18 protein-coding genes are annotated in these 18,590 nt (G+C 64.4%); 14 read left to right on the top strand and 4 right to left on the bottom strand.

Annotated elements, in window-relative coordinates:
* Positions 1-40: 40 nt before the first annotated feature.
* From HY699_03470 to HY699_03405, 14 genes are all read left to right on the top strand, one after another.
* The gene (locus HY699_03470; protein MBI4514861.1) at positions 41-1,111 is read left to right on the top strand and encodes a mannose-1-phosphate guanylyltransferase; all 1,071 of its coding nucleotides are present in this window, start codon (positions 41-43) and stop codon (positions 1,109-1,111) included.
* Positions 1,112-1,154: 43 nt separating this feature from the next.
* A complete protein-coding gene (locus tag HY699_03465; protein ID MBI4514860.1) occupies positions 1,155-3,776 on the top strand; it encodes a 1-acyl-sn-glycerol-3-phosphate acyltransferase in 2,622 nt (873 codons plus the stop codon).
* 43 nt (positions 3,777-3,819) lie between these two features.
* Positions 3,820-4,614: a bifunctional nuclease family protein gene (locus HY699_03460; protein MBI4514859.1), complete on the top strand. Its 795-nt coding sequence runs from the start codon at positions 3,820-3,822 to the stop codon at positions 4,612-4,614.
* Positions 4,615-4,796: 182 nt separating this feature from the next.
* Positions 4,797-5,165: a hypothetical protein gene (locus tag HY699_03455; GenBank protein MBI4514858.1), complete on the top strand. Its 369-nt coding sequence runs from the start codon at positions 4,797-4,799 to the stop codon at positions 5,163-5,165.
* A 5-nt stretch (positions 5,166-5,170) separates the two neighbouring features.
* Complete coding sequence (locus tag HY699_03450) at positions 5,171-5,770, top strand: Rieske (2Fe-2S) protein (protein ID MBI4514857.1); 600 nt, start codon at positions 5,171-5,173, stop codon at positions 5,768-5,770.
* A gap of 42 nt (positions 5,771-5,812) precedes the next feature.
* Entirely contained in the window at positions 5,813-6,577 is a 765-nt protein-coding gene (locus HY699_03445; GenBank protein MBI4514856.1) for a cytochrome b N-terminal domain-containing protein, read from the top strand.
* A 23-nt stretch (positions 6,578-6,600) separates the two neighbouring features.
* Positions 6,601-6,753 carry a hypothetical protein gene (locus HY699_03440; protein ID MBI4514855.1) on the top strand — a complete coding sequence of 51 codons (153 nt, stop codon included), beginning with the start codon at positions 6,601-6,603 and terminating at the stop codon, positions 6,751-6,753.
* A gap of 13 nt (positions 6,754-6,766) precedes the next feature.
* The gene (locus tag HY699_03435; protein MBI4514854.1) at positions 6,767-7,594 is read left to right on the top strand and encodes a cytochrome C; all 828 of its coding nucleotides are present in this window, start codon (positions 6,767-6,769) and stop codon (positions 7,592-7,594) included.
* A 37-nt stretch (positions 7,595-7,631) separates the two neighbouring features.
* Entirely contained in the window at positions 7,632-7,805 is a 174-nt protein-coding gene (locus HY699_03430) for a hypothetical protein (GenBank protein ID MBI4514853.1), read from the top strand.
* Positions 7,806-7,816: 11 nt separating this feature from the next.
* Positions 7,817-10,486, top strand: coding sequence for a c-type cytochrome (locus HY699_03425; GenBank protein MBI4514852.1), 2,670 nt, complete (start codon positions 7,817-7,819; stop codon positions 10,484-10,486).
* A 31-nt stretch (positions 10,487-10,517) separates the two neighbouring features.
* Positions 10,518-11,231, top strand: a complete 714-nt coding sequence (locus HY699_03420; protein ID MBI4514851.1) for a hypothetical protein — start codon at positions 10,518-10,520, stop codon at positions 11,229-11,231.
* Between the two features lie 269 nt (positions 11,232-11,500).
* Positions 11,501-12,400, top strand: a complete 900-nt coding sequence (gene cyoE, locus HY699_03415; protein MBI4514850.1) for a protoheme IX farnesyltransferase — start codon at positions 11,501-11,503, stop codon at positions 12,398-12,400.
* A 97-nt stretch (positions 12,401-12,497) separates the two neighbouring features.
* The gene (locus tag HY699_03410; GenBank protein MBI4514849.1) at positions 12,498-13,112 is read left to right on the top strand and encodes an SCO family protein; all 615 of its coding nucleotides are present in this window, start codon (positions 12,498-12,500) and stop codon (positions 13,110-13,112) included.
* A gap of 28 nt (positions 13,113-13,140) precedes the next feature.
* The gene (locus HY699_03405; GenBank protein MBI4514848.1) at positions 13,141-13,566 is read left to right on the top strand and encodes a DUF420 domain-containing protein; all 426 of its coding nucleotides are present in this window, start codon (positions 13,141-13,143) and stop codon (positions 13,564-13,566) included.
* A gap of 26 nt (positions 13,567-13,592) precedes the next feature.
* On the opposite strand, the gene HY699_03400 is transcribed toward HY699_03405, so the two are convergent.
* The 4 genes from HY699_03400 to HY699_03385 form a co-directional block, all read right to left on the bottom strand.
* Positions 13,593-13,970: a prepilin-type N-terminal cleavage/methylation domain-containing protein gene (locus HY699_03400; protein MBI4514847.1), complete on the bottom strand. Its 378-nt coding sequence runs from the start codon at positions 13,968-13,970 to the stop codon at positions 13,593-13,595.
* A 148-nt stretch (positions 13,971-14,118) separates the two neighbouring features.
* Positions 14,119-14,880 (bottom strand): ABC transporter permease, encoded by a 762-nt coding sequence (locus tag HY699_03395; protein MBI4514846.1) that lies wholly within the window; start codon positions 14,878-14,880, stop codon positions 14,119-14,121.
* Between the two features lie 17 nt (positions 14,881-14,897).
* Positions 14,898-15,848 (bottom strand): ABC transporter ATP-binding protein, encoded by a 951-nt coding sequence (locus HY699_03390; protein MBI4514845.1) that lies wholly within the window; start codon positions 15,846-15,848, stop codon positions 14,898-14,900.
* A gap of 400 nt (positions 15,849-16,248) precedes the next feature.
* Positions 16,249-18,357: a glycosyltransferase family 39 protein gene (locus HY699_03385; GenBank protein MBI4514844.1), complete on the bottom strand. Its 2,109-nt coding sequence runs from the start codon at positions 18,355-18,357 to the stop codon at positions 16,249-16,251.
* Between the last annotated feature and the right edge of the window lie 233 nt (positions 18,358-18,590).

Here is an 18,590-nt window from a genome sequence, read left to right as displayed (position 1 = left end):
CATGCCGGGAGCGAGCAGCCCGAAGCGATTCGCAGTGATCATGGCTGGGGGTGCGGGCACCCGCTTCTGGCCGCTGAGCCGCCGCGCCCGCCCCAAGCAGTTGCTGCCGATTGCCAGCGAACGCACGATGCTGCAAGACACGGTCGCCCGCATCGCCCCGCTGGTGCCGCCGGCGCGGATCGTGGTGGTGACCGGGCACGAACACGCCGCGGCGGTGAGGCAGCAGTTGCCGCTGCTACCCGCGCGCAACATCCTGGTGGAGCCGATCGGCCGTAACACCGCGCCTTGCATCGCGCTGGCCGCGGAGTGGATTCACCGCCAGGAGCCGGACTCGGCGATGGCGGTGTTGCCGGCCGATCACGCCATCAGGAATCCGGCCGGGTTTCGGCGCACAGTGCGGCGGGCCTTTGCCGTGGCCGAGCAGGCGAACGCTTTGGTCACTCTCGGGGTGCTGCCAACGCGACCGGAGACGGGTTATGGCTACATCAAGACCGGAGTGGCGGCGGACCGCGGCCGGCCGCAGCTGTCGTGGGTGGCTGAGTTCCGGGAGAAGCCCGATGCGCGCCGGGCCCGCCGCTTGGTCGCCTCCGGCCGCTACCTGTGGAACGCGGGGATTTTCGTTTGGCGCACGGCGGTGATCCGCGCCGCCCTCGAGCGCCACTTGCCCGCGCTAGCGGCCGCGGTGGCCAAGCTGACAGCGCGCTGGCCGCGAAGTGGCGGGAGCATCCGGTTGGCCGCGTACCGCCAACTCCCGTCGGTCTCGATCGATGTCGGGGTGATGGAACCGGCGGCGGCAGCTCCGGCCCACGGGACGCGGGTGGCGGTGGTGGCCGCTGATTTCGGTTGGAGTGACGTAGGCAGTTGGGCGGCGCTGGCCGAGTTGTGGGGCCACGATGGCGCCGGCAACGCCGTGCGCGGCAACGCCGTGCTGGTGGACACCACTGCTACGACGGTGTACGGCGACAAGCGGCTGGTGGCGTTGCTGGGGGTGCACGATCTGGTGGTGGTTGATACGCCCGATGCGCTCTTGATCTGCCCAGCGGCGCGGGCGCAGGAAGTGCGCGCGGTGGTTGCGAAGTTGGAGCGTCAAGGCCAGCGCCGCTTACTCTGACGGCTGGGTGTGCTAGGCTCGGCGCCCAAGTGGGAGCGGTGCCATGACTAACGCGGCGGTGCGAGAAGTGAGCGGGCGGGCGCAGCCCGAAACGCCGATGCGGCTGGGGGAGCTACCGGCCTTCTTTTGCCGCAGTTTTCTCTCCGAGGTGCGGGTGGATCACGAGGTGGCCGCACACGTGCGCGAGTTGGCGGAGCGCGGCACGGTGGTCTACGTCATGCGCTATCGCTCGCTGGTGGACTATCTACTGCTTGTCTTCATCTTGCTGCGCGAGGGCTTACCGGTACCGCAGTTCGTCAACGACATTCCCGCGCTGCTGTTGCGGCCGTTGCGCGAGATTGTCGGTACGCTCTGGCGGCGGGTGAAGGCGCTGCGCGCCTTTGGCCGCGCCGGGCGCGACCTCGATGATCGCGACCGCTGCCAGCGGCTGGTGCGGCAAGGCCGGCCGGCGTTGATCTTCATGCGCCGGCGCGCCTCGGGCATGCGCATCTTCGCCGGGCGGCGCTTGGCGGTCAGCGGCGGTCAGCGCTCGGGCTCGGATTACTTGCGCGAGATCTTACACATGTTGCCGGAGCGGGAAGGAGAGGTGTTCCTGGTGCCGGTGGCGGTGCTGCGCGGGCGCGGCTACCGCCGCAAGGAATCGCGCTTGGCGACGCTGGTATACAGCGTGCAGGATGCCCCGGGCGACGTGAAGCGGCTGATCTCGCTGCTGTGGAACGCGCGCGACACCTCGGTCGGTTTTGGAAAGGCAGTGGCGCTGCGCGAGTTCAGCAAGGAATATCACGGCGAGAGCGAAGAGCGGATTGTGCGCCGGCTGGCACGCGCGCTGCAGATATTCCTCTATCGCGAGGAACGCATGGTATGGGGCCCGCCGTTGCTGCCCAAGCGGCAGGTGCGTGAGTTGGTGCTGCAAGGGCCGGAGCTGACGGCGAGCGTGCGCGCGGTGGCGCGTGAGCGCCGTTTGCCGGAATCCGAGGTCTGGCGCACCGCCGAGCGCTACTTCGACGAGATTGCCGCCAACTTCCACGGCTCCTACTTCGGCATTCTGGCTTTTCTGTTCAACCGCATCTGGCCGCGGGTGTTTCAGGGCTTCGAGTACGAGGGGCTCGACAAGGTGGTCGAGTGCGTCAAGGAGCACCCGGTGGTGTTGGTGCCGTGCCACCGTAGCCACTTCGATTACCTGATTCTCTCCTACCTGTTTCACGCCAACTACCTCAGCCCGCCGCATATCGCCGCCGGCATCAATATGGCGTTCTGGCCCTTCGGTGCGCTCTTTCGCGGTGCTGGTGCCTATTTCATTCGCCGCAGCTTCGAGGGTAATCCGCTCTACAAGGCCGTCTTCCGCAGCTACCTCGCCTACCTGATTCGCGACGGCTACACGCAGGAGTTCTTCATCGAGGGCGGGCGCAGCCGCACCGGCAAAATCCTTACGCCGAAGTTGGGCATGCTCTCGGCAATCGTTAATGCGTTTGTCGCCGGGGTGAGGCGCGATCTCTATCTGGTGCCGGTGTCGATTCACTACGGGCGCATCGTCGAAGAGGAGGCGTACAAGCGCGAGCTGGTGGGGGCGGAAAAAGAGCAGGAGTCGCTCTCGGCGTTGATCAAGGCCCGCGCCGTGTTGCGGCAGAAGTACGGCACGGTCAACGTCACCTTCGCCCCGCCGATCTCGCTCAACGAGCTGCTCGGGCCGCGCAAGGAGCAGTGGCACGCGGGCACCGGGCAAGCCGCGGTCGAAGAAGAAAAGCGACGCTTTATTCAGAAACTCGGCTTCCGCTTGCTGCGCGAGGTCAATCGGGTGGAGGTGGCAGGCGCCACCTCGGTGTCGGCCACCGTGCTGTTGAGCGCGCCGCAGGCGGCGATGCGCCGGCCCGAGTTCGTCGCGGGGGCGCATGCGCTCACCGGGCTGCTGCGCCACCTGGGCGTGCGCCTGACGGCGTCGCTCGAACGCAACCTGCAAAACGATTTCAAGGAGAGCATTGCGTTCATGGAATCGGGCGGCCTGGTGCAGCGCCTGCCCGGCGAGCGCGGCGGCGTGATTCACGTGCCGGCCGAAAAGCGCATGAACCTTGACTTCTACAAGAACAACTCGATCCACTTCTTCCTGCTGCCGGCGCTGCTAGTGCACAGTCTGGCCAGCGGCCGGCGGGCGGCCGCGGTTAAGGACGAGGTGAGCTGGTGGCTCGACCTGTTTCGCTGGGAATTCCCGCTGCCGGAGCGTGAGGCTATGACGGAAGAGCTCGGCCGGCTACTGGAATACCTACGCGCGCAAGGCGCGCTGGCCAGCGCGGACGCTGAAGCCGTCCGCACCGACCACGTGCTGGTGTGCAATCTGCTCGGAATCCTGGAGAACTTCCGCGAAGCCTACTGGATGGCGGCGACGACGATCAGCGAGATGGCGGACAAGCCGGTGTCGCGCAAAGCCATGGTGCAGGCGATGCGCAAGCGGTTTGAAACCGGCACGCTGCTCGGGGAAGTGCGCAAGATCGAAGGCAACTCCATCGTAACCCTGGGCAATGCCCTGAGCCGCTACGCCGAGCTCGGTCTGGTGACCACAACCGGTAGCGGCAAGGAGCAATCGGTGCAACGCGGGCCGAACTTCAGCCGCGTGCCCCAGCTGATCGAGCGCATGCGTGTTGCCTTGGGCGAAGCCGCGGCCGCGCGTTAAGATGGTTGCTTAACACGGCGGCCGGCCCTAGACTCGAACCGGCATGAAGCTCACCAGATCTCGCGCGTTGCTGCTGAGCGCCGTCGCTATTGCGGCTGGTGTCGGGCTAGCTGCGTGCCGCACCGCCGAGAGCCCGGAAGTGGAGGTGGAAATCCGCAGCATCGGGCTGGACCAGGCTTCGCGCTCACCAGTAGTGGTGTTGCAGGACAAGGAGAAGCGGGTCGGGTTGCCGATCTGGATCGGGCCGGCCGAGGCGCAGTCGATCGCGATGCAGATGGAGGGCATTGATCCGCCCCGGCCGCTGACCCACGATCTGATGAAGCTGGCGCTCGAACAGGCCGGCGTCGAGTTCGAGCGGGTGGTGATCCAAGATCTCAAGGACAGCACTTACTACGCACGCATCTATTTGCACAGCGGCCGCAAGGCGATGGAACTCGACAGCCGCCCGAGCGACGCGATCGCCTTGGCGCTACGCTTTCACAAGCCGATCTTCGTGACCCGGACTCTGTTGCAACGTGACCTAGCGATTGACTTGCGCCAGGCCGGGCTCAGCGCGGGGGCCTGGACTCGGGCGGGCATTACCATGCAAGACCTGACGGCGGAATTGGCCGAGTACTTCGGGTTGCCGGCCGGCCGCGGGGTGCTGGTCTCCGATGTCAACGAAGCGGCCCGGACCGAGCTGAAGCGGGGCGACATCATCTTGGAAATCGACGGCGTCGATGTCGACGGAGTTGCCGGGCTCCAAGCAAAGGTGGAAGCGTTAGCAGACGGTGCGCGGGCGGATCTGGCAATCCGCCGCGGCACCGAGCAAATCCATGTGGATTGGGGCGCCGAGTAGAGCCGATCGGCGCACGTTACATTAGCGGCGCGAACTGGCCCATAAGGAAAATACCTTGCGCCGCAGCGGACCGGAGTTGACCGGTGGATGACCAGGTGCAAGAAGAACGGCAGGAGTGAGCCAGCCGGTTGACTATGGCTGGAGACTCGTATTAAGGGCGTGGGCTCCGGTTGTTTTGGAGCGTGAACGACGAAGAACATGCAGAACGGCCGCAGGACGCGGTCGAGGAGAAGGTTGAGCGTTTAGCTCGGGAGGTGGCCCGGGAGATCAACGCCGGGCCGCAGGAGGGACGAGAGATACTGCGAGAGATCGCGGTGGCTGTGATACGAGAAGAGGTAGAGATCGCACCGGCTGACGACCGCCGGGCCGCCCCGGCGCTGGGGTCGCTCAATCTCTTCGGCATCGGCATTCCGCTGTTTCTCATTGGCTCGGTCCTGGTGTTTCTGTTTCCGCCCATCGGGCTGCTGTTCTTCGCGACCGGGGGGGTAATGGTTATTGGTGGTCTGGGTGCGGTGGTGGTGTCGCGCTGGCGCAAGGCACATAAGGTGTAAGCACGATGGCAAAGGTGGAAAAAGCACAATCTGCGGAAGCGCTGGCGGCGCTGGAGGAGCAGCGGCGCCAGGAACAGGCGCGGGAGCGGGCCAAGCGCGTGCGGCAGAATGCCGAACTCGGTGGGCTGTGGTCGCGGCGCGATTTCTTTGGCCGCCTGGGATGGGGCGGGTTCGGGATCTTCAGTGGGATTACGCTGCTGGCGTTCGTGCGATCGGCGTTTCCGCGCGTGTTGTTCACGCCCCCGAGCACGTTCAAGGCCGGCCTTCCCAGCGATTATGCCATCGGCGAAGTGAGCGAGCGCTTCAAGAAGGAGCACCGGGTGTGGATTGTCCGGGTGCCGGATGGTTTCTACGCCTTGTTTGCGAAATGCACGCACCTCGGCTGTACGCCGCGGTGGCTGCCGGTCGAAGAGAAATTCAAGTGCCCCTGCCACGGCAGCGGGTTCCGCCGCAGCGGCGTTAACTTCGAGGGGCCGGCGCCGCGCCCGCTCGAACGCTACCGCATTACCCTGGCAGAGGACGGCCAACTCGTGGTCGATATGGGCGTCACGTACCGCTACGAGAAGGGTGACTGGAACAAGCCCGGCGCCTTCCTGAAAGCCTAGCCGCACTTCCCTCACGGCAACAGAAAGCGAGCAGTCATGAGCATGTGGGACGAAGTGAAGCGCCAGATCGTGGAATCACAGGTCTGGCAGTCCATCTTCCGCCACGGGTACGAGGATACCCCGCGTAACCGGATCCTGATGGTTTCCGGCAACATCTGGCTCCACCTCCATCCCTCCAAGGTGCGCAAGCACGGGGTCAAGATGCGATTCACCTGGTGCATGGGCGGAATCACATTTTTGATGTACCTGGTCACGGTAGTGACGGGAATCTACCTGATGTTCTACTACCGGCCGACGGCCGAGTACGCATACGCGGACATGAAGTATCTCGAGTTCGACATGCCCTTCGGCATGATCATGCGCAACATGCACCGTTGGGCGGCGCACGGAATGGTGATCGCGGTCTGGCTCCACATGTTCCGGGTGTTCCTGACCGGCTCGTACAAGCCGCCGCGGGAGTTCAATTGGGTAGTGGGCGTGCTGCTGCTGGTGCTGACCTTACTGCTGAGCTTCACCGGCTACCTGTTGCCCTGGGATCAGCTGTCGATCTGGGCGGTGACCGTAGGCTCCAACATGGGCCGGGCGACGCCCTTGCTCGGCAACGAAGGCCCGTTCGCGGAACTGACCGGGGCCAATCCGATTTACGACGCGCGCGCCTTCCTGTTCGGTGGCGGAGAGATCGGCCCCCACACCCTGCTGCGCTTCTACATCCTGCACTGTATTTTCATTCCGCTGGTGGCGAGCCTGTTCATGGCGGTGCACTTCTGGCGCATCCGCCGTGACGGCTTCTCCGGGCCACCCTTGTAAATCGAGCAGAGAGAGGTGCAGCAGTGTCGGTGGAAGCGCGCTACACGATTGGATCACTCATCTTGTTGCTGATCACGTTGTTGATTCCCGGCGGCCGCGTGCTGGTGCTGCCGGCGATCTTCATCGTGATGCTGGTATTGCTGTATTGGGCCGCCAAACCGCGGGCCGAGGAGTAGAGGAGCGCGACGTATGGCTGAGGCGCAAACCCAACTGGCCGTCAAGCCGGTGGCCGAGCCGGCCGGCAAGCGGGTCGAGATGACAATCCGCAAGGCCGCCGGACCGGGTGACGACAAAGTGCACACCTGGCCGCATCTGGTGCGGGCGGAGTTCCTGGTGGCCCTGTTCATCATGGTGCTGCTGATCGTGTGGTCGCTCACCGTTGACGCCCCGCTGGAGGAACCGGCGAACCCGACGCGCACGCCGAACCCATCGAAGGCGCCCTGGTACTTCCTGGGCTTGCAGGAGATGCTGGTGTTCTTCGACCCCTGGCACGCCGGCGTGGTGCTGCCCAGCCTCATCATCGTCGGCTTGATGGTAATCCCGTACATCGACATCAACCCGCACGGCAACGGCTACTACTGCTTCGAGCCGCGCAAGTATGAATTGATCACCTTCTTCTTCGGCTTCCATGTTCTGTGGATCTCACTGATTGTCATCGGCACGTTCCTGCGCGGCCCGGGGTGGAATTGGTTCTGGCCGTGGGAGAAGTGGGACTCGCACAAGGTCGAGGCCATGACCAACGTCGACCTGCCCTACCTCCTCGGTTTTCGTGACTATTGGTGGTCGTTTGCCTTCGGCGCCGCCGTCACCGCCGGGTACTTCGTGGTCGGCACGCTGGCGATGTATTGGTGGATCGTACGCTTGAAGGGGCGGGAGTTCATGCAGCGTTGGGGTATGCCGCGTTTCTATACGACCTCCTTCCTGTTCCTGAACATGATGGCGGTCATGATCAAGATGTTGCTGCGGCACGCTCTCAATCTGAAATACGTCTGGGTGACGCCGTGGTTCAATGTGTGACGGGGAAGCGGCGTCACGGCGCGGGTACAGCTGAGGCATGTTGTTTTACCTGGCCAAGGTCGTACAGGCCATCGGTTTTGCCGATGTGGGCTACGCCCTGTTCGTGGGGCTCACCGAGGAGCACGCCATGGGGCGCGAACTCCGGCTGCTGCTGATCGGCGTGGGCATATTCTATCTTGGGCGCCTGATTGAGCGCCGAGTAATCGCATAAGGGGTGAGTTCGTGGCGGGAGCAAGAGTAGTCAACGACGACCTCGAGAAGAAGTCGTACAGCGCCATCTTCCTGCTGGCAGTCGGGTTGCTGCTGGCGGGAGCGGTATGGGCCGTGTGGGACGATAACATCACCCGCCGGCCGTGGAAGCGCTACCAGACGGAGTTCTCTCTGCTGGAAATCCGGCGCGCACGCGAAGCCTTGCAGAAGGAAAGCGAGCGCCTGGCGGCGGAGCCCGCGTACCAAGAGATCACCAAACAGCTGGCGGCGGCGCGCGAAAGCTTACACCGCGGCGAGAGCGCCCGGCGCTTAGCGGCGCTGCAACAAGAGCGGGCCGGCGTCCAAGTGCCATACGATGAAACCGAATTCGAGCTGCGCTTGGTCAAGAGCAAGCTCGAGGAGGCTTGGTACGAGCTCGAACACGCCATCCTAACCCAGCGGCCAACCGAGGCCTACCGTGCCCACATCGAAGAGTTGAACCGGGAAAAGGCCGGCATCGAGGAGCGCCTAGCCAAGCGGCAGCAGCAGCTCGACCAAGCCGACAAGGAGATTGCTGAGCTCAACTCCGCTCCGCAGGCGCTTGAGGAAAAGCTCAGTGAGATGGAGGCCGAGAAGCAACGCCTGGAGCGCAAGCTCGAAGGCGTGGCCCTGCGGGTGGGGCCGCTGGAATTGCCGAAGATCCCGAAGATCCAGCAAGTCGTCTTAGAGGAATTCGACCGCAGCAACTTCAACAACCCGCTCGCCCGCGTCGACCGCTGCACCTCGTGCCACGCCGGCATCGAAAAAGCCGGGTTCGATGGTGATCCCAACCCGTTCAAGACCCATCCGCACCGCAATATCCTGTTGGCGAAGCATCCGGTCGAGCGCTTCGGTTGCACGCCCTGTCACGGGGGCCAGGGTGCGGCAGTCAATTCGGTCGAGAAGGCACACGGAGAGGTGAAATTCTGGGAGCCGGAGCTGCGTCACGGCGACAAGGTGCAGGCCAGTTGCATCAAGTGCCATATCGATGTGCAGGTGGCCGGCGCCGAGATTATCGCTCACGCGGAGGATCTCTTCGTGCAGCTCGGCTGTCACGGCTGCCACTTGGTGGAGGGCTACGACGGCCTCGATAAAGTCGGCCCGTTCCTGCGCCGGATCGCCGCCAAGGCCCAGCCCAGCTGGCTGGTGCGCTGGGTCGAGAACCCGCACCTGTTCCGCGCTAAGACCAAGATGCCCAACTTCCTCTTCAGCCGCGATCAAGCTACCGCCGTGGCGGCCTATGTGCTCGACGCCTCGAAGGCGGACAGTGAGCAGTGGCTGAGCAGTCGCCCGCTACCACCCGGTGTCGATCCGAACGACCCGCAGCGGGTGGCCGCCGGCAAAGAACTCGCCGACAGCCTGGGCTGCCGCGGCTGTCACGGCCTCGCCGACGGGGAATCACCGGCGTTGGTCGGCGATAACAAAGACATTGCTCCGAACCTCAGCCGGATCGCCGAGAAGACCGATGCGCGCTGGCTCTACCATTGGCTGAAGAACCCGCGCGCCTATTCGCCCACCTCACGGATGCCCAATCTGCGGCTGAGTGACGAAGAGGTGAGCGCGCTGGTTTCGTTCCTGCTGACGCTCGGCCGCCAGCAAGCCGAGGCTGAGTTGGAAGCCAAGCTGCAACGGCCCGAAGTCATCGCCGAGGGCAAGGCGCTGGTGCGCAAGTACGGTTGCTTCGGCTGTCACGATATCCCCGGCATGGAGAACGAATCGCGCATCGGGGTCGAGCTCTCCACTTTCGGCTCGAAACCCAAGGAGGAGCTGTTCTTCGGCAATCACACCGATATCCCGAACACCTGGGATGATTGGACGTATCACAAGCTGAAGGACCCGCGTACCTACCAGACTGATCGCATCGAGCAGGTGATGCCGCAGTTCGATCTGACGGACAAGGATATCAAGGCCCTGCGCGTCTTCCTCGCCAGCCGGACCGAAGACAAGGTGCCGGTGAAGTACCGCGCCCCCAACCTCAACCGTGCCACCGCCTTGGTCCAGGGCCGGCGCGTCGTCGAGAAGTACAACTGCGTTGGCTGCCACGTCATCGAAGAGCGCGGCGGCGCGATTCGCGCCCACTATGAGGCCAGCCCCACCCTGGCGCCGCCGGTCCTCAACGGCGAGGGCGCCAAGGTGCAATCGGAGTGGCTGTTCGGCTTCCTCAAGCGGCCGGTGCCGATCCGCCCGTGGCTGAAGGTGCGGATGCCTACGTTCGGCTTGTCCGATGAAGAGGCGCAGACGTTGGTGCAGTACTTCCTGGCGCAGGAGGCGCAGGACAATCCCTTCGTCTACGTCGATCAAACGGCGATCGCGCCGCTAGACCTCGAGGCCGGGCAGCAACTCGCCAGTGTCGACTACTTCAACTGCTTCTCCTGTCACCAGCAGGGGGACAAGAAACCCGAGGGCCCGCCGGAAGGATGGGCGCCGGACCTGGGCATGGCGCGGGAACGCCTCCACCCCGAGTGGATTATTCGTTGGCTGCAAGACCCGCAAAAGGTGCAGCCCGGAACTAAGATGCCGTCATTCTATCCCGGTGGCCCGGAGGACATTTTCGGCGGCAACGAGGAGCAACAAATCCGCGCCCTGCGCGATTATCTGATGGTGCTCGGAAAGCAGAACACGCTGCTGGCCGCTGATGGCGTCAGCCCGCAGCCGGTCAACTAGGCGTCGGAGAAGAAAAAGGAGGAGTAGGATTATGAAAGCGAGAGCGTTGGGAATTGGCGCGCTGGTCGTGGTGCTGGGCGGCGCGCCGGCGTGGGCGTATGACGCCGGTCCAGTGGCCGACGGGGGCACGATCAGCGGCGAGGTCAAGTTTCAAGGCGCGCCGCCGGCAGCCAAACCCCTGGATATCACCAAGGACAAGGACGTCTGCGGCGTCACGCCGAAGACGGAAGAGGCCCTGGTGGTCGGCAAAGGAGGCGGGCTGAAGAACGCCGTAGTGTCGATCGCCAGCATCAGCAAGGGCAAGGCGCTCGATGCGACCAAGCCGGTACTGGATCAGAAGGGGTGCCAGTACTCCCCCCATGTTCTGCTCGTCCCAGCCGGTGTCAGCGTTGACATCACCAACAACGACGGCATCCTCCACAATATCCACACCTACAGCAAGAAGAATCCACCGCTGAATCTGGCGCAGCCGAAGTTCAAGAAGGTGATGCAGCAGAAGTTCGATCAGCCCGAGATCTTCGAGGTGCGTTGCGACGCGCACGGCTGGATGAACGGCTGGTTCGTCATTCAGGACCATCCCTACTACGCGGTTACCGATGACAGCGGCGCCTTCAAGCTCACCGACGTGCCGGCGGGCGAGTACGAACTCAAAGTGTGGCACGAGAAGCTGGGCGAGAAGACGCAGAAGGTTACCGTGGCCGCCAAGGGCGAGGCCAAGGCCAGTTTCGAGTTGGCCGGTAAGTAGACGCGAGCCCGCCGCGGCCAGGTCTTGGAACTCTGGCCGTTTCCACGTCATCGTCAGAGAGTGCGGGCGGGGCGCGTATCGCCCCGCCCGCCGCCGAATTGCGGCTTCTCGTCACTTCGCATCGGAGATCGCGTCCCTGGTCTTTGGTCTGCGTGCGCCCGATGCTAGCATGCACGGCATGGGAGCAGGGCGCGTGATTCCAGACCTACCCCGTGGGTTCACCACCTCGCGGCCGCCGTTGCCGAGTTGGTTGCTTCCTGAGCGGGTGCATGAGCCCGCAGAGCGGTGTGCTCGCCATGCCGGGCGGTGACCACCGCACGGCCGATTTTCTCGCCCTCACCAAGCCGCGCGTGGTGGTGATGGTGTTGCTGACAACCTTGATCGGCTTCTATTTGGGATCAAAGGGGGAGGTTCAGTACTTCCGCATGGCGGCGACGATTCTGGGTACGGGTTTGGCCGCGGCGGGGACACTCGCGCTCAATCAGTACCTGGAACGAGACCTCGATGCTCGCATGAAGCGCACGCGGCGCCGGCCGTTGCCCGACGGGCGTTTGCAGCCGCTCGAGGCACTCGTGTTCGGGGCACTGCTGGTGGCCGCCGGCCTCCTTTATCTGACCCTCAGCGTCAATGCGCTGAGCGGCCTGGTTACGGCAACGACTGTGATTACCTACCTGTTCGTGTACACGCCGATGAAGCGCAGATCGTCGCTGTGCACGGTTGTGGGCGCAGTGCCCGGAGCGTTGCCGCCGCTCACGGGCTGGGCCGCCGCGCGCGGCGATCTGAGCGTCGAGGGCTGGATACTATTCGCGATCATGTTCCTGTGGCAGCTGCCCCACTCCCTCGCCATCGCTTGGCTGTACCGCGAGGACTACGCACGAGCCGGCATGAAGCTGCTGCCGGTGATCGAGCCGGACGGGGAGAGCACGGCGCGGCAAGTGGTGATCAACAGTTTTGCGCTGCTGGTGGTCGGCTTGCTGCCCACGCTGGCGGGTATCGCCGGCTCGGCCTACTTCGCCGTCGCCTTCGTGCTCGGCAGCGGGTTGCTCGCCTGTGGCGTGTACCTGGCTCGCGTGCGTTCGGCGACAGCCGCCCGGCGGATGATGTTCGCTACGCTGGTGTACTTGCCGTTGCTCTTGATCACGATGGCCTTGGATAAGCTGGCGCTCTGAGGCCTGGTGCCCGGTGAAGCGCCCGCCGCAGCTGCTGGAACAAACTGTGTCGATAGCTGGCCAAAACCCTTCGCCCTCGCCGCCCACGGTTAAGCGCTTGATCTGGGCCGGCCTGCTGGTCGCTCTGGCCGTAGTCGGCGCCGCCGGCATCCGCGCGCTGCGGGCGCCGCGCGAGGCGGCCGAGACGCTGCCGGTGCTGACGAGCGTGCCGGCATTCAGCCTGATCGAGCGCAGTGGGCGCCGCGTAACTGACGCAGACCTGCGCGGACAAGTCTGGGTAGTCAACTTCATCTTCACCCGCTGTAGTAGCCTATGCCCCATGCTCAGCGCGCAGATGAGCCGTTTACAATCACACTTGCGCGAGCAAGGAGAAGCCGAGGTGCGGTTGGTGTCGTTGAGTGTGGATCCGGAAGCCGACACGCCGTCGGTGCTCTCCGAATACGCCGAGCGCTTCAGTGCCGATCGTGAACGCTGGTGGTTCTTGACCGGTGAACGAGCCGCGCTTTACGCTCTGATCGGGGACGGCCTCGGCGTTGCCGTGGCACAGCGGCCGGGCGACGCTAGCAGCGATCCCAATGAATTGATTACCCATAGCGACCGCTTTGTGCTTGTGGATCGAGCCTCCCGAATTCGCGGGTACTACCGTGGCACCGACGACGAGGGCTTCGCGCAACTTCTGCGCGACCTCCGGACGCTGCAACGAGAGCACTGAGACGCTGAAGCTAGCCGCACCCCCGGCGATGTCGCTCCGTGATTTACCGACTCTCAATGCCATCCTCAACGCAGCCAGTGCCGCCCTGTTGCTGCTGGGATACGGCTTTATCCGCCGCCGGCGCGTGACCTCTCACCGTTGGTGTATGATCGGGGCGCTGGCGATGTCGGCGCTGTTTCTCGCCTCGTACCTCAGCTATCACGCGCAGGTCGGATCGGTGCGCTTTCCGCTGACGGGAGGTATTCGCGTCGTCTACCTGGCGGTATTGGCGACCCACAGCATCTTAGCTGCCTGCGTTCCACCGCTGGCGCTGGTCACTCTCAGCCGGGCGCTGCGTGGGCGTTTTGCTGAGCACCGGCGAATCGCCCGGTGGACTCTGCCGATCTGGCTGTACGTCTCACTGACCGGTGTGGTGGTGTACTGGATGCTCTACCACCTCGCGGGTGCTAGCTGACGGGGATTCCTTGCGGCGCAGTGAAGCTATCTGATCTCTATCTGACCGCCATCTGCCGGGTAACGCGTATGCCATGCGTGCGACGACCCGGAATGCTTGGTGTGCATGTGCACGCTCGGAATGCCGTTGACCGTCTGCAACAGATACTTTGAAAAGCCTACGCTCTTACTCGGGCGATAACCGTACTTCTGAAGTTGGGTGGGTGATGCCGGAAGGGGGTCGCCGCTATCTATTGCCGCCTCGACGGCGACCATGGCGTTTCGCAAGTCCGAAATCGCCGTGCCGTCGTATGCACGCACGCGATACTGCCCGAAGGCCGGTATGGCGATAGCCGCCAGAATACCTACCACGGCTAGCGTGACCATTAGTTCCAGCAGGGTAAACCCATTCGGGTTGTTGGCCATTGCCCTTGGCCTTCAGCAACCCGCGGGCCAAGCCACGGCGGCTTTTAGCGATAACGCCGGCAGCACCATTCGGTGATGCCGTTCCACGTCACTTGGCGCTATCGTTGCGTCGCGTATGGGTGGCGGTTGCCGGCGTAGCCGTGCCCTGTCAGGCGGCGGTGCGGTGCGCCGTGCGCGTTGCTGCCCATAATGCCGCACCACAGAATGCGGCGGTTATCGCCAGCGAGGGCAGCAGCGCCGGAACCGGCCCAGCCGCGTCGGAGTTGCCGAAGTATAGACAGCGGCGCAACGCGGCCATGCCGTAAGTCAGAGGGTTGATCATCATCAGCCAACGCAACGGGGCGGGCGAGCCTGCGGCCGGAAAAAATGCCCCAGACAGTAGCCAAATCGGAATTAACACCAGGTTCATGATGGCGTGAAAGCCTTGCGTCGAATCCATCCGCCAGGCGATCACCAGGCCGAGACTGGTCAGGCTGAGGGCCACTAGGGTCATGACGGCAACGGTGGCGACCACGGAGGTGACCGAGAGCGGAATCCCCACCAATGGCGCGAGCAGCAAGAGCAACGCGCCCTGTAGCACCGCGAGCGTGGTGCCGCCGAGCGCCTGGCCGAGTACGATCGCCGCGCGTGACACCGGGGCCACCAGCACACCTTGCAAGAAGCCTTCACGCCGATCCTCGACGGTCGAGATGGTGGCGAAGATCGCCGTGAACAGCAGGACGAGCGCGAGCGTGCCCGGGTAGAAGTAGGCGACGTAACTGGTCCCGGCTACGGCGCCCGCAGGCTGAAATGAAGCGTTGAGCCCGCCGCCGAGCAGCAACCAGAAGACCAGCGGCTGTGCCAATGCGCCGGTGACGCGGCTACGCTGGCGCACAAAGCGCACCACTTCTCGGCGCCAGAGTGTGTACACCGGCAAAGCCAAATGCCTCATGGTGCCCCCTGGCTTTCGGCCGCTTCGGCCCAGAAGCGGTGGCCGGTCAAATGAATGAACACATCCTCCAGCGTCGGCTTCCCGAACGTCACCATGCTCACGTCGTCGGGAAATGCCTCGACAACATCACGGACGAATTCATGCCCGCGCGGCCGTTCGAGGCGCAGCGTGCCGTCGACCAGCGCGGCCTCGCAGCCGAAGCGTTGGCGCAGCTTGAGCCGCAGAGCTGCAGCATCACGGGTGTGCATGACGACGACATCGCCGCCAACTCGGCTCTTCAGCTCGGCCGGCGGCCCGGCGCCGACCACTTGCCCCTGATGCAAAATGGCGATGCGGTCGCAGCGCTCCGCCTCCTCCATGAAGTGCGTCGTCAGCACCACCGTTACGCCGTCCTGATCCCGCAGCCGATGCAAATGCTGGACGAAATCCCGGCGGGCCCCCGGGTCCAGCCCAGTGCTCGGCTCATCCAACAGCAGCACCGGCGGGCGGTGGAGCAGCGCCTTGGCCAGCTCCGTGCGCCGCTGCAGGCCGCCCGAGAGGGTTTCGACACGATCGCCGGCACGCTCAGCCAGGCCGAAACGTAGCAACATGGCGGTGACCTGCCGGCGCAACTCGCGGCCATAAAGACCGTAAAGATGGCCATGATGCTGCAAGTTCTCACTGACAGTGAGCTTGCCGTCGAGGCTGGGATGCTGAAACACCACCCCCAGATGCCGGCGCGCCGCCGCCGCTGCCGCCGTAACTTCATCGCCGAGCACGGTGGCCATGCCTCCACTCGGCGCCAAGAGAGTTGACAGAATCCTGAACAGGGTGGTCTTGCCGCCGCCGTTCGGCCCCAACAGCCCGAAAATCTCCCCGCGGCTTACGCTGAACGTCACATCGTCGAGGGCAACGCGGCTGCCGTAGACATGGCGGAGCCGTTCGACCCGAATAGCCTCCGCCGTCATCGCCGGTGTTCGCGCCGGCGGCTGGGCCGGGGTTCCGCCCCCTCGATTCCGAAGATGCTCACGGGGCGCAATCCTGCCACAAGGGCAGCGCCGGCGGTAGCCCGCTTGCCCAACAAGCTGCGCGCCCGGTGCGTGAGGGCATGAAAGAAAGCTTCTTGGGTGCAGCAAGAGGCGGTGCTAACCTGAGTCCATGCCGCATCCTGCTTCGCTGGTGACTCGGCGAGCGCGCGGCGCCAACGGCAGGTTCTTCGTTAATTACACCGACACCAGCGGCGACACCGGCCGGCGGCGCCACCATCGGCGCGATTTCATCTTTCGGCGAAGATGCGCGCGGCGAGCTCTATGTTTGTGACCTCAACTGCGGCGTCTTCAAGATCGCGCCCGGTCCGTAAACCGGCTGCTAACTGCTCGGCGGCGCGGCGGGCGCTCCATCGGCGAGGGTGGCGGCCGCGCTTATCTCCGGCAGATCACGCCCCCGCGCATCGGTAATCCGTGCGGTGAATGACCAGCCGCCGACGCTCTCGCAGCTCTTCAGCAACAGCGCGTTGCTGCCCGCGCGCAGCTCCAGCGGCCGGCGCTGAGCGGCAGCGCCGAGTGCGATCGGGCTGGGCGTCAGCGCCGCCCCGTTGAGCCAGATCTGAACCGTATCGTCCGAGCCGGTGAGCTCCAGAAACGCCGCCGTTGCAGCCGCTGACTGCACGGTGGTGGCGGCATAACCGCACGACCACTCCGGGTTGCCCTGATAGCGCGGGTGACTGCGCGAGAAGAACTGATTCAAATCGACGCGAATGAACTGCTGCGGAATCCGCGTCCAAGTGATCTCACCGAACGCCCCGGCGATCGCCGCGCGCGGCAAGTGCGTCGGATCGATAAAGTCGCGCCCGACGCCTTGGTTGTCTTGGTTGTCGAACACGCCGAGTCCAGCCCAATCGGTCAAGAAGCGCTTGCGCGCGCGCACCTCGGCAATCACGAATTCCACCTGGCCGCCGGGGGCGATCACCTTGCGGTGCTCGGTGTAGTCGGTGAACAAGTCGAGGTCCGACGGGCGCAGCGCGTAGAGAATGCGTTGGGCCATGCTGTAACGCGAGTACTCCGAGGGGTCGAGCACCATGTAGCCGAGGTTCTGACGGGCGCGCCACTCGCGCGGATCGACGCGGTTGTAGAAGAGCGGAAAGATCTGCGGCTGGTTGACCTCAACCGCGGTGAGCATCAACAGATCGTAGTTGGGCCGCTGGCTTTCCATGTACTGCACGACTTCGCGGTAGCCGTACTGAAAGCCGCCGTAGGTCGGTGCCGAGTACTTGGGATACTCGATGAAATAGGCGCGCAGATAGGCCTGCACTTGCGGTCCGAGCACGTACGCGGCGGCCGCCAGTGCCGCGGTTTGCACCGCCAGAGCTAGCCGCCGCCGCCGGGCAAGCCAGCCGAGCAGGCGTAAGCCCGCGGCCAGACCGATCGCCGCCAGCAAGCAAAAGGCCGCCGCGCCGATGAATCCGCGCGAAGCGCTGGGAATCTCGGTCATCAAGCTCGGCGCCACCGGATACAGCGCCAGCCACCACAGCACCAACTTGCTCACCCGATCGCGCCGCAGCAGCATCACCGCCACGCCCAGGAGCAGAAACGGCGCGTAGAACGGCAGTAGCTCGCCGAAGTCGCGCACCGCATGCCGCACCAGCGGATCACCGTGCTCGAAGAGAAACGAGCGCGAGAAGAACTGCTGGTAGTTGAACACAAACCGTTCGGCTTGCTGGCGCCAGTCGTAACCGGCGCTGAAGCCGGTGGTGGCACGGAAATACTGCGTCCCGGTTTGCGGGTGGTGGTAGAGAAACACCCCGGCCGGCGCCACCGTCGCCGCCGCCACGACGACGGCCAGGAGCGTCTCGCGCGCTCGGCGCCAGAGATCGCGCAGGTACAGCAGCCCAAAGCCGAGCAGGAAGACCGGGACGAAGAGATACGCGGGCGCGTAAGCGTAAACGCACAGACCGAAGAAGAACATCGCCCCCGCCAGCGTCCGGCGCCCCTGAGTGAAGCGCACCAGCAACGTCATGCCGATCACGAACAGGAACGGGAAGGCGATCAGCTCGAAGGCGATCCGGCTGAAATGCAGGTGCCATGGGCAGAGGCTGAGCAAGATCGCAGCGAACAATCCCACCCAGGCGTTGAACAGTGCCCGCCCGAGGAAGAAGATGGCGACGACCGTGCCGATCCCGAATAACGCCGAGGTCAGGCGGATACTGAACTCATCGAGCCCGAGCAGCTTCACCGGCAGTGTTGCCGCATAGATGAAGACCGGATTCTTGTAACTGACACCGAATGACCAGATGAAGAGCGGGAAGCGCGTGCCGTTCTCGTCCATGCCGGCCGTTGCCAGCGCGTGGGCGTTGTAGCCGTTGCCGGCCTCGTCGCAGAACAAGCCGGCCGGAACATCCCTGAGCTGGTAGATCCGCAATGCGGCCGCGGCCAACACCACCACCAGAAGCGCGACCTGCTGTGCCCGTTTGCGCTCCATTTCGTGGCCGCGCACCTAACCACAGTGAAGCGGTTCCAGCAACCGCCAATCGCGATCGCGGAGGCTGGAGCAGAGGGGTGCGCGACAAATTCGTGGGTAACGTGGTTCGGTGTTATGGCCGTCATTCCCGCGAAAGCGGGAATCCAGTTTGGCGTTTGGCGCTATGGACAAGCAGTTCTGCGTTTGCATCCTGGCCAGCAAACGGAACGGCACGCTGTACATTGGGGTGACCT

The sequence above is a fragment of the Deltaproteobacteria bacterium genome (genome assembly GCA_016210005.1).
Lineage (GTDB): Bacteria > Desulfobacterota > Binatia > HRBIN30 > JACQVA1 > JACQVA1.
Note: the sequence above shows the minus strand (reverse complement) of the source record. Positions and strands in the feature narration are given on the sequence as shown.